Genomic DNA, 13,016 nt, shown 5'->3' with positions numbered 1-13,016 from the left:
TCAAGCTTGCTTTTTATTTATCTTATTTCGATGCTGCGTTCGCTTCTTCTTGTACTTTTTGTACGGCATCCAGAGCCGCTTGCGGTTCAGCTTCGCCGCTAATCATTTTTTGGAGCTGTTGACCGAGTGCAGTATTCACATCCGCTTGAACGAGTGCATCAAATGCAGGCCATGTGAATTTCACGTCTTTCATTTGAGCCATAATCGCTTGCAGCAAGTCGTTGCCTTGGGAAGCTTCATCCAGCTTTGCTTGGTCAACCTTCATTGCAGGGATAACGCCATCTTCCTTCAAGCCACGTACTTGCATGTCTTCGTTATACAAGTTCTTGATGAACGCTTTTACCGCTTCCATCTTGCGTGGATCTTCAGCAATCTTGGAAGAGAATGCATATCCGTTGTTGGAGTCAAACATTACGCTGTAGCCGTCGCCTTCTTTAGCTGGAGGCATCAGGAAGAAACCAGCTTTGTTATGCAATTTACCGGATTGTGTTGCATCAGCGAATACGGAGGATGCCCAAGATCCATCAAACATCATAACTGCTTCGCCATTCACCAACTGAGTACGTTGTGTTGCATAGTCAAGACCAAGCTCGCCTTTTTTGAAGTAGCCTTTCTTGATCCAATCTGAGTGCTTCGCAAATGCTTCTACCATTTTCGGATCGTTCCACTTCGTTGTTCCTTTCGCAAATCCGGAAGTAATATCCGCACCGCCGAAGTAGGACCACAACGTGTTTGTTGTCATCAATGGCACCCAAGCATCCTTGGAACCAATGGCGAATGGAATTTTGCCGTCAGCCTTTACTTTATCAGCGATTGCTTCAAGCTCAGCCAATGTTTTTGGAATTTGAATTCCTTTTTCAGCGAAATAGTCTTTGTTATAGAAGTAACCTTCAATTGAAGCACCGATTGGCAAACCGTAGATCTTGTCTTCTACTGTCCATTGTGCAAGAGATTGGAACTTGTCCTTCAATCCAAGCTCATCCAGAATCGGAGCTACATCAAGTATAAGTCCATTCTCCGCGTACAATTTCACGTCTGGGTTACCGAAGGCATCAAAGATATCTGGAGGAGATCCGCTTCCCATTTCTGCACGAAGCTTCTCTTTGCGGTTAACCTCAGAGTCAACGCCGTCAAGCTTAATTGTTAGACCTGGAACTTCGGATTCTGTCTTCTTTACAACATCTTGCAAGATAGCGAAGCGGTTTTTCTTCGAATCGCCTAGCTGCGTATGACGAAGAGTAAGCTCAAATGGTTCAACCTTTTTATCTTCACCAGCTTGGTTCGCTGGCTTCTCAGAACCACCCTCTGACTTTGATCCGCATCCTGTAAGCGCTGTCGTTGCGATGAACAGAAGCGTCAGAATCATTACCAATCCTTTTTTCATGTAAGGACCCTCCCGTATGTTTTTGTCTGCTGGTAAGATCTTGATGTTGTTTGGTACGCTTTTATTATAATTCGACAATGTCCTTCCTGTAAGGACGACATTTTAACTATTGGGGGATAAAATCCTCTAACGAATGAGGGATAAAATAAAACAGCGGTCAAAACCTCGATTTGAGGATTTGACCGCCAATTTATGAAACACCTAGCATATTTGCTTGTCTAGTAACTTCCCAATTCAGCTCACGCAATACAATTTTTGTAGAGCAGGGAATGAATATGAGCTATTGCATTTGCATCCTCTATTTAATTCCCTCTTGTGAAATTGTACAGCCTATCATACAGTTCACGTATGCTCGGATTCGTGCTGCTCGCTGCATCGCGCAGAACCGGCCCGCTTCCTTTATAATACGCAGTAAAGCCTTTCCCTGCGAATCCATATTGATAGCCTGCGTTCATATATTCATTGAATCGGCTCCGGAACGTATTATCCGTTAGCATACGATTGTCGAACTCGACTTCAACACCCATGCCATATCGTTTGGCCGTTTGAATCCCATCTACAAGACGATCAATTGATAAATTTTCAAAAAAGTAGTTCGGCTGGTACGTCGCTGCATCGAAGCCTGCGTCCTTCCATATAAAACTCTTATAGGTCAAGGAATGAGGGATCCAGAACGATTTCAGCCCTCTTGCATGAACATCCGAGTTCATCATCCGCAGGAAGTCTGGAGCTGACTTGGACCAGCTAACTTCTTCATCCACCCAGTACATGCCAACCAGCTCAAGGTTGGAGTAGTTGTTCGCATTCCAGCGGTTTTGTACCTCTTGCAACCACCATCTGACTGCCTTCTGGCGTGTCGCCAAAGCTTTCTCTATGCCTACGCTGGCTTCACTAAAGTTCTCCGTAATTCCGTCGCCGTCAATATCTCCGAAGTTCGTCGTGTTCTCTCCCGGATTTGGCAGCATCATGACAACCTTTGTTTTGTGATTCGGCTGTCCAAGCTGCAGCCCTACTTCCTTCGTGGCTTCATTCAGCTGCTTCAAGTCGCCTTGAGCGCCAAATGTTTTATCCAGGTACCATTGCCAATCCGTCAGGAGTGAATCCTTCCCGAAATCACGACCCGCCGGAGATTGGAGACCCAGCATCAACACACCATCAAAGAACCAATCCTGAACCTGTCCGGCTTGATTCACGTAACCAATTTCCGGAATCAGGCTGTCTTTTGTCCACGCCGGAACGTCAGGATAATACCCATTGTAGACAAGTGATAAATTACGGATGCCAGCAGTGTCGACGCCTGGGTACTGGAATTCGAACGGCTTCATATTCACAACAACTGCCCCGTCAGCCTTGCCGTCTGTTCCCATAATTTCAATCTCATCTATAAATGTCCATGCCCGTGGATGCATCGAGAACACAACCTTCACGTAGCGTGCATAGGCCATCGTAGCCCCTTGTCCTCCGCCTGCAACCCCATCCTTACTGCCATCCCATACATAGGTTTGATCAATCGGAGGGCCATTCGTCCAGCCACGTTCCGTTGCTTTGTGTCCGACAATTCCCCAATTCACACTATCATCTGACACATAGATAGATACGCTCAACGGGAACAAAATCGCAGAACCTGGCCAATCTTGAAGGAAATGCGCCCTAACACTTGCTATCGATTTCCGTTGACCAAAGTCAAACGTGACTTCCCGCGCCTTCTTCTTAATGTGCCCGACCCACGCTGGATCCGTCACATTCGCAGCGCCCTTAATGCCATTGGTTAGCTTGTTGCCCGGATCTGGATAATTCGATTCCGGCGCTTCCGACCATGTGTATGTAGAACTCGGTGCAAGATTGCGGAGTTGTGGTGCCGCTTGGGCATTCGGCATGTTCGGAATAATTGACAATATCAGCATCATGCTAAGGACAAGTGCTGTCATCTTTTTCTTCATAATCAATATCCCTCCTATATACGTTCATTTTCGAAGAATACGGCCCGGATCATCTAATGATTAAGCTGCAATCATACCTCCTCTATTCATAAATTCATCCAAGAAAGTTGATCCCTCATGATGCCTGATGCCCTTTCTATGTTGAACCAGTAGCTAACAGCATCTCTTCACCTACTAGTCATGAGGACAATAGAATGCATTTCAACAGCATATATGTTTGGCGATAAAATATTTTATATGATAGCGCTTCCATTATGGATTAGGGAAATTTCCTTTTTTTCATCCTTACAGCGCATTATAGTTTTTTCCTTCCATTTTAGAAATAGTTCTTTTCGATCATTTTACACACAATACTATTGAATGCACGTTCTAAGTGAACACTCTTTCAACAATTGCAACAAAAAAAGAGATGACCTCTTCCCTGCTAGGCAAGTCATCTCTCTTCCTATATAAATAGATATGAAATACACTATACGCTCGTCTGCCCACGGCCCTTCTCAATAAGCGCATAAGCACGCTCCACCTCTTCTGCAGTCGGGGAAGGAATCCCTTCAAGCGGATACTTCTCACCTAGCTGTTCCCACTTGTATACGCCCATTTGATGGTACGGCAGGATTTCGAATTTCTCAACACCTTGCAGTGTACCGATAAAACGGCCCAGTTCAAGCAAGTCCTCTTCATTGTCGTTAATCGTCGGTACGAATACGTGTCGAATCCACATTTTCTTGCCATGCTCAGATAACCAACGCGCCGTATCCAGCGTACGTGCATTCGGCACACCTGTAAGTGCAATATGCTTCTCATTGTTAATATGCTTAATATCCAGCAGTACTAGATCCGTAACATTCATCAATTCTTCGAGCTTCGCTACTTCGTTGAAACCGTTCGAATCCAGGGTTGTATGCAGATCCCAGCGCTGCTTCACTTCACGGAATAGCTCTCTAACGAATGCAGCTTGCAGCGTTGGCTCCCCGCCCGATACGGTCAAACCGCCGCCAGAGCTGCGGTAATAAGGCAAGTAAGGTTCAATTTCAGCAAGTACTTCCTCAAGTGTCATTTCTTTGCCGTCACCTAAGCTCCATGTATCACGGTTATGGCAATATTGGCATTTGAGCGCGCACCCCTGCATGAATAAAATAAATCGTATGCCAGGTCCATCAACAGTACCGAATGTTTCTAACGAGTGAATACGTCCGATCATCTCTATCACTTTCCTCTCCAGCCCATTACAACCTGCTTACATGACAAGAGGGGCGCTCCCTCCCTGCCATTGACCGAAAGGTACTAGGCATGTGGTGTAGTTGCGCCCCTTTACTTATCAAATATCGAATATATCCTTTACATTGCTCAACTTACTTCGATTTCTACCGTACAGAAGGTTCTTTACATCGAACCATGGAATGTGCGGTTGATTACATCCATTTGCTGCTCGCGAGTCAGTTTGATGAAGTTAACTGCATAACCCGATACGCGAATTGTCAATTGTGGGTAGTTCTCTGGATGTTCCATCGCGTCCATCAGCTGTTCACGGTCGAACACGTTAACGTTCAGATGGTGCGCATTGCTGCCGAAGTATCCATCCATCATCGATACGAGGTTGGATTTGCGAACATCAAGTTCTTTACCAAGCGCCTTAGGTACGATAGAGAATGTATTCGAGATTCCATCCAAACTATGCTCATATGGAAGCTTCGCTACCGAGCTAAGCGATGCGAGTGCACCCTTCTTATCACGGCCATGCATTGGGTTCGCACCTGGAGCGAACGGTTCGCCAGCTTTACGTCCGTCAGGAGTCGTACCTGTCTTCTTACCGTACACAACGTTCGACGTAATCGTCAGTACCGATTGTGTTGGCAATGCATTACGATAAGCTTTATGCTTGCGAATCATGTTCATGAACGATTCAACCAGTTCAACAGCGATGCTGTCTACGCGATCATCGTTGTTACCGTAGCATGGATATTCGCCTTCGATTTGGAAGTCAACGGCAATGCCTTCTTCGTTACGAATCGGTGTTACCTTAGCATATTTGATTGCACTCAAGGAGTCAGCTGCTACCGACAGGCCGGCAATACCGCAAGCCATTGTGCGCAAGATTTCTTTATCATGCAGCGCCATCTCAATGCGCTCGTAGCAATATTTATCATGCATGAAGTGAATAACATTCAGTGTGTTCATGTACAGCTTCGCGAGCCATTCCATCATCTGCTTGAAGCGTTTCACGACTTCGTCGTAGTCCAATACGTCGCTTGTGATTGGAGGAAGCTCAGGTCCTACTTGCAAGCCAAGCTTCTCATCTTTACCGCCGTTGATTGCGTACAGCAAGCATTTTGCCAAGTTGGCGCGAGCACCGAAGAACTGCATTTGCTTACCGATGCGCATTGCAGATACACAACACGCGATACCGTAGTCGTCGCCGTAGATTGGACGCATCAGGTCGTCATTTTCATATTGAATGGAGCTTGTTTCAATCGATACTTTCGCACAATACTTCTTGAACGCTTCAGGAAGCTTTGTCGACCACAATACAGTCAAGTTAGGCTCTGGAGCAGGTCCCAAGTTGTACAAGGAATGCAAGAAGCGGAAGCTGTTCTTCGTTACACGTGTTGTACCGTCAGAAGCCATACCACCGATCGATTCTGTTACCCAAGTTGGGTCACCGCTGAACAGGTCGTTGTAAGCAGGTGTGCGCAAGAATTTAACGATACGCAATTTCATAATGAAATGGTCAACCAATTCTTGAGCTTCTTGCTCTGTCAAAGTACCTTCTTGAATATCGCGTTCCACATACACATCGAGGAACGAGGATACACGACCAAGGGACATTGCTGCACCGTTCTGTTCTTTGATGGCTGCCAAGTAACCGAAGTATACCCATTGGAACGCCTCTTGTGCGTTGACAGCTGGTTTCGAAATGTCCATACCGTGCATTGCAGCCATTTCTTTCAATTCAGCGAGTGCGCGAATTTGTTCTGAAATTTCTTCACGGTCACGGATAGTAACTTCATCCATTGCATCCAGCTCAAGATTATTCAGATCGTTTTTCTTTTGTTTAATCAAGAAGTCTATACCGTACAGCGCTACACGGCGGTAGTCACCGATGATGCGGCCGCGGCCGTAAGCATCTGGCAAGCCTGTGATAATACCAGCTTTACGCGCCATGCGCATGTCGGATGTATAAGCATCGAATACGCCTTGGTTGTGTGTTTTGCGAATGTCTGTGAAAATTTTGATAACATCTTCCGGCATTTCGAAGCCGTATGCTTTACAAGCATCGATCATCATCTTAATACCGCCAAATGGTTGAATGGAGCGGCGGAACGGAGCATCCGTTTGTACACCTACTACTTTCTCTTTTTCTTTATCTAAATATCCCGGTTTGTGCGATACGATCGTTGAAGGCGTGTTAACATCAACATCCCATACACCACCGCGTTCACGTTCTTCTTTGGAGAGCTGGCTCACGATATCCCATAGATCCTTCGTGTTTTGCGTTGGACCTGCCAAGAATGCTTCATCGCCCAAGTAAGGCTTGATGTGTCCGTCCAAGAAGTTCGGGACATCCACGTGAGTTTGCCATTTGCCTGCTTTGAATCCACGCCAAGGATTCATTTCATTTGTTTCTGTCATGTTCTTTTCCATCACCGACATCGTAATCCCTCCATACATGTTTGTTTTTCTGTATGTGTTGTAATCGAATTGAAAGCACACACCCAGCAAGATGTTCTCGTTCCCATTTCACATTGCTTGTGATGATTTTCACGAAAAAGGCTGCAAGGCGGTTATCTTATCTTTCGCATTCGTTCGATAGCTGCCTTTTCGTAATGCCGAGTGAGGCTATGCAGCAAGTTTTTTAGAGGCGAATTCTGAACTTTTTTCGTTCCTCCCTTGCTACGCCTTCATTGTACCTCTTTTCACACTTTCAATTATGTGATATTTATCACAATATAAGCTAGGCAAATGATTTTTTTCACATAATATGATTCAAAATGTTGTAATCTCCACTGCTTCCCTGCTTTTTGCAGGTGCTTAGCACTTGATTAGCACTCGTTTACCGCATTATAAGCAATGGTTCAGAAGTTGATTATACAACAAAGACAGCGGGGAAGATCTTCCCCGCTGCCCACTGCCCTGCTATCGTATCATTCTAATTTATTCAAATCGTCCATAGAATGCGTTCCGATATACATCAGCCAACTCTGTTACGAGTGGAAGCTTCGGATTCGCTGTTGTACATTGGTCTTCAAAGGCGCGGTCTGCCAAGTAATCAACATTGGATTCGAAGTCCTTGGCATCGAAGCCAATTGCTTGGAACGATTCTGGAATACCCAGTTCGCGGTTCAATTCCCGAATTGCGTTGATCAGGCTGTTCACGCCCTCTTCCGTGGTGCGGCATGGAAGACCGAGGATGCGTGCAATTTCCGCGTAGCGCTCATCTGCTACGAAGTGGTCATATTTCGGGAACGAAGCGTACTTCGTTGGTTTCTTCGCATTGTAACGAATGACATGCGGCATGAGAATCGCATTCGTGCGACCATGTGCAGTATGGTATTGCGCTCCCCATTTATGCGCCAAGCTGTGGTTGATGCCTAGGAACGCATTCGCGAATGCCATACCAGCAAGTGTCGATGCGTTGTGCATTTTCTCGCGAGCTTTCGGACATGCTTCATGATGAGATTTCACCAAGTTCTCGAACACGAGCTGAATGGCCTTTATTGCCAGACCATCAGTATAGTCGCTTGCCATTACCGATACATACGCTTCAATCGCGTGCGTCAAAACGTCCATTCCCGTATCAGCAACTGCCGTCTTCGGCAAGCTGTACACGAACTCTGGGTCAATAATCGCTACGTCCGGCGTCAGCTCATAATCAGCTAGCGGATATTTTGTATTGCCTTTTTCCTTATCCGTAATAACCGCGAACGAGGTTACTTCCGAACCAGTACCCGAAGTCGTTGGAATTGCGACGAACTTCGCCTTCTGGCCAAGACGTGGATACTTGAATGTACGCTTGCGGATGTCTAAGAACTTCTGCTTCAGGTTATCGAATTCAGCATCTGGATGTTCGTAGAACAGCCACATGCCCTTCGCTGCATCCATCGGCGAGCCGCCGCCCAAGGCGATAATGCAGTCTGGCTCGAAGCTGAGCATCATTTCTGTACCACGTTCCACTGTCTTCGTCGAAGGATCTGGCTCGACATCCGAGAACACTTCAATGACGACTGGGTTGCGGCGTTGACGCAAATAGTATTCCAGCTTCTCCACGTAGCCCAGCTTCACCATCATTGGGTCGGTAACAATCATGACACGGCTAATATCCGGCATCTTCGCCAAGTACTGTGTTGCACCCTTCTCGAAGTAAATCTTATTTGGCACCTTGAACCATTGCATATTCACTGTACGCTTCGCCACCCGTTTAATATTCAGCAAATTGACCGCTGTTACGTTCGAAGAAGTTGAGTTGCGGCCATACGATCCGCAGCCAAGTGTCAACGAAGGAATATTGGTGTTGTACAAGTCTCCAATCGCGCCATGAGTAGAAGGAGAGTTGACCAGAATGCGGCCTGTTTGCAGACGGTCGGCGAACTTACGAATTACCTCGTCATCATTCGAGTGGATGACCGAAGAGTGACCCATGCCGCCAAAGGCCACGATTTCAGCCGCGCGGTCAACGCCTTCTTCTGCGGTCTTCACCTTGTAGCAAGCAAGCACGGGGCTCAGCTTCTCTGCAGACAGTGGAAACTTCGGCCCCACACCATCCAGCTCAGCTACAAGTATCTTCGTTGTATCTGGTACTTGAAGTCCGGCCATCTCAGCAATCTTCTTCGCAGATTGGCCCACGATGTTCGGATTCACCGCACAGGTGTCTGTCTTCATTGCCATCGCTTGGAGCTTGCCGGTCTCATCCTTGTTCAAGAAGTAGCAGCCCTGAGCGGTCATCATTTTCTTCGTTTGCGCGTAAATCGGCTCTTCAATGATGACGGCTTGCTCGGATGCGCAGATCATGCCATTATCGAACGTCTTGGACAGAATCAAATCCGTTACCGCTTGATTCAGATCTGCCGTCTTCTCGATGAAGCATGGCACGTTGCCTGGGCCAACGCCTAGGGCAGGCTTGCCGCAGCTATAAGCGGAGCGAACCATACCAGCACCGCCTGTCGCCAGGATTAGCGCCACATCAGGGTGGTTCATCAAGCCGTTAGTCGCATCCATCGACGGATACTCAATCCATTGGATACAATGCTCAGGAGCACCATATTTCACAGCTGCCTCATGCAGGATGCGAGCTGCTTCCGCACTGCATTTCTGAGCGGATGGATGGAAGCCGAAAATAATCGGGTTGCGTGTCTTTATCGCGATGAGCGCTTTGAACATGGTTGTTGAAGTTGGGTTCGTTACCGGCGTAATCCCCATGACAATTCCAACCGGTTCCGCAATCTTCATATAAGCACCCTGCGGATTGTCCTCGATGACACCTACCGTTTTGTCATACTTGATATAGTTGTGGATATATTCAGTTGCGAAAATGTTTTTCGTAATTTTATCTTCATACACACCGCGGCCCGTTTCTTCAACAGCCATCTTGGCAAGCATCATATGCTTATCCAAGCCAGCGAGTGCCATTTGCTGTACGACCTTGTCTATCTGCTCTTGGTTCATGTCCATAAATGCTTCCTGCGCCTTATTCGCGCGGTCAATCAGTTGCTGAATGTGCTTCGTAACATCGACTTGCTCCGTTTTTTTCTCTACAGTTGGTTTCGTTTCTTGTTTTGTCGCCATTCTCTCCGCCTCCATTCATGGATACCTTGCAATGAACCTAAGAAAGGGTTTCTCTATACGGTGTGTCTGCTGTTCTGTTACGGTCCTTTTCTGAGGTTCGTGTTGGTTACAATTGTTTGTGAATCATTTCACACTTTCATTGTATCCATCTTTCGCGTGTTAGTATGTGATTAATTTCACAACACTGATTGATTTTGCTTATTTTTTTATTTCTCCCCGATTTTATTTGATTGGCGTGATATTAATCACTCGATTTAACCAAACTGTAAATAATTTTAATCGTAAATAAATTGACAACTGCGTGCGGAACATCCATGATAGTAATACGTATTCATATAGTGAAACTTGTCACATGGAATTCTTTGGGTCAAAATTACTAAAATTTGAAATATGTAAATTGGAGGGGAACAGAGTGACTAACATCACCGACAAATTTGGAGAGCCCTGCAATACCTCTTGTTTCTCAGAACAGAATGTAGAACGATTAATCAATATCGGTAAAGAACGTACCTATCCTGACAGCTCTCATCTCTTCTGGGAAGGAGATCTATCTGATAAGCTGTTCCTCCTGAAGAGCGGACGTGTAAAAATCACAAAGTCTACAGATGAAGGCAAAGAGCTAATTCTGTACATGTATCAAGCTGGGGATTTAGTCGGCCAAGTTGATCCATTCCATAGTACAAAGCACACTTTCACAGCGGAAGTCCTTGAAGAAGCTGAGGTATTGCTTATTGAGCAGAAGGATATTGAGATTCTCATATGCCAGCACTGCGACTTCTCGATTGATTTCATGAAGTGGATGGGGATCCATCACCGCCTGACTCAGACCAAGTTCCGCGATCTAATGATGTATGGTAAACCAGGCGCGCTATGCTCCACTCTCATCAGATTGTCCAATACTTACGGTGAAGAATTAGAAGACGGCGGTCTCCTGATCAACAAAAAAATTACACATACCGATCTATCGAATATGATCGGCGCTACTCGTGAGAGCGTCAATCGTATGTTAAGCGATCTTCGCAAACGCGATGTTATTGAATATGAGAATGGTATGATTGTCATTCGCGAATTAGAACACCTGCGGGAAGTATGTCATTGTGAAATGTGCCCGAATGAAATTTGCCGCATCTAATACAAAACGCCCTCATGCAAGCTTATGGCATGAGGGCCTTACTTCTTTTTACCTCTACAGATAGGGTACTGCTAACGGTTTCCCGATATGAATAAGAACATGTCCATTCCATTCTACTCCCTACCCATTGTACTTTCCTCACTGATCTTCTAATGCACTTAATTGGCTGTTAGACGGAACACATGTGCAATTGGTGCCTTATCCCCTACTTCATGTGCGGGCAGCTTTACATGCAATCCTGCTTCGTCAGAGTGGAATTGAAGCTTCTCATCCGCCCCTACCAAATGAATAGCCGTTACCTTGTCTGTATACGGAAGAATGATGTTATCGTTAACATTAGTATCTTCAGAAGGATATAAATACGTACAATATACCGTATCGTCCTTACGTGTAAAGGCGCAGCGCTGTGTAAAGTAAGGAGCGCAGATGCGCGTTCCATAGACAGCTTCCCCATAGGTGCCCATCCACGCGCCAAGCTCCTTGATGCGAGCAATCGCCCCTTCAGGAATCCGGCCATCCGGCTGTGGCCCAACATTTAGAGCCAGATTTCCTCCCTTGGCGACTACCTCCATCAGAATATGAACAAGCTGCCGGGTTGTCTTGTACTTGTCCTCAAAACGGAAGGAGAAGGATGTTCCCATTGTAATGCAGCTTTCCCATGGTACATTCATCGCATCACTTGGAATCGTCTGTTCCGGCGTAATAATGTTCTCATATGGCCCTCCAACCGTACGGTCGGCAGATAGCAGCCATGGCTGCTTCTCTCTAGCTTTCTCCACGACTTCTCCGAGACGGATATCCTGAGATACACGGCTCTCCTTGCATACCCAGCCAGCATCCAACCACAATACATCGATACGTCCGTAGTCTGTTAACAGCTCCATGATCTGTTCATGAGTAAACTGAACGAACTGCTCCCACAATTCAGGATACTCCTGCGGATTATAGGACGGGCCCCGCCACGTTGGGTTGCTTCGCTCCATCCCTGGTGCCCAATAGGTAGGTGTATGCCAGTCTGCCTTAGAGAAATAGGCTGCAATCGCCAATCCTCTGTCACGGAAAGCATCAAAAAGATGCCTGCATACATCTGCGTACTTATGGGTATGGAATGGCGTCTGTGCACCTGTTATCCGATAGTCCGTTGTTTTGGTGTCCCACATGCAAAAACCATCATGATGCTTCGTGGTAAAAATCAAATACTTGAAGCCGCCTTCAACAGCAAGATCCGCCCATAATTCCGGCTGGAAGCGCAGCGGATTAAATGTCTTATTTAGATCGAAGTATTGCTGCTTCAGCTCTTCGGCATCATAATCCCAATCCACACTATCTCGCGACCACTCTTCATCGACATCACTAAGCGCCCACGACTCTACGATACCGAGCTGGGAATAGGTTCCCCAATGCATCATTAAGCCCAGCTTCTGATCCTTGAACCATTCCAGCTGTTCGAGCAATTCAGGGCGATCTGGCTTCACCCATTCGTCTTCCCCACTGAAGTTATGTACCCCTTGCTGAACGATCTGCTCATCCTCACGTAGTTCTGCCTGTTGCTGAATGGTTTCACTCATCTCGCTTATCCTCCTCTGTCTGTTCATTGATGAAATCGAACCATTGTACTAACAAAAATATCTATTTCTAGTTAACCAGAAACCGCTCTCAATCTGCAATACAAAAACAAGGACACAAGAAAATTACGGGGAAAATGAATAAACGAGCGGAAAATTCTATAAATGGTGTCTTTGTCAAGGATCGTGCACATCATGCATCTCAACGCAAAAAA

Annotated in this window: 7 protein-coding genes; 1 reads left to right on the top strand and 6 read right to left on the bottom strand. The window is 46.2% G+C overall.

The window, feature by feature from the left end:
- Positions 1–22 precede the first annotated feature (22 nt).
- The 5 genes from ABN764_RS01020 to adhE form a co-directional block, all read right to left on the bottom strand.
- Positions 23–1,384, bottom strand: coding sequence for an ABC transporter substrate-binding protein (locus tag ABN764_RS01020; RefSeq protein WP_446670695.1), 1,362 nt, complete (start codon positions 1,382–1,384; stop codon positions 23–25).
- A gap of 302 nt (positions 1,385–1,686) precedes the next feature.
- A complete protein-coding gene (locus ABN764_RS01015) occupies positions 1,687–3,324 on the bottom strand; it encodes a DUF4855 domain-containing protein (RefSeq protein WP_446670694.1) in 1,638 nt (545 codons plus the stop codon).
- A 469-nt stretch (positions 3,325–3,793) separates the two neighbouring features.
- Positions 3,794–4,525, bottom strand: a complete 732-nt coding sequence (pflA, locus tag ABN764_RS01010) for a pyruvate formate-lyase-activating protein (protein WP_065291933.1) — start codon at positions 4,523–4,525, stop codon at positions 3,794–3,796.
- A gap of 182 nt (positions 4,526–4,707) precedes the next feature.
- Positions 4,708–6,975 carry a formate C-acetyltransferase gene (pflB, locus tag ABN764_RS01005; protein ID WP_326848277.1) on the bottom strand — a complete coding sequence of 756 codons (2,268 nt, stop codon included), beginning with the start codon at positions 6,973–6,975 and terminating at the stop codon, positions 4,708–4,710.
- Positions 6,976–7,476: 501 nt separating this feature from the next.
- Positions 7,477–10,104, bottom strand: a complete 2,628-nt coding sequence (gene adhE, locus ABN764_RS01000; protein WP_446670693.1) for a bifunctional acetaldehyde-CoA/alcohol dehydrogenase — start codon at positions 10,102–10,104, stop codon at positions 7,477–7,479.
- Between the two features lie 412 nt (positions 10,105–10,516).
- On the opposite strand from adhE, the gene ABN764_RS00995 reads away from it, so the two are divergent.
- Positions 10,517–11,236, top strand: a complete 720-nt coding sequence (locus ABN764_RS00995) for a Crp/Fnr family transcriptional regulator (protein WP_021253026.1) — start codon at positions 10,517–10,519, stop codon at positions 11,234–11,236.
- Between the two features lie 158 nt (positions 11,237–11,394).
- Here ABN764_RS00995 and ABN764_RS00990 read toward each other — a convergent pair whose 3' ends face one another.
- On the bottom strand, positions 11,395–12,804 hold the full coding sequence (locus ABN764_RS00990) for an alpha-L-fucosidase (RefSeq protein ID WP_446670692.1): 1,410 nt from the start codon (positions 12,802–12,804) through the stop codon (positions 11,395–11,397).
- Between the last annotated feature and the right edge of the window lie 212 nt (positions 12,805–13,016).

The sequence above is a fragment of the Paenibacillus wuxiensis genome (assembly GCF_040195695.1).
GTDB classification, from domain to species: domain Bacteria; phylum Bacillota; class Bacilli; order Paenibacillales; family Paenibacillaceae; genus Paenibacillus_B; species Paenibacillus_B suaedae.
This window is presented reverse-complemented; position numbering and strand designations above follow the sequence as displayed.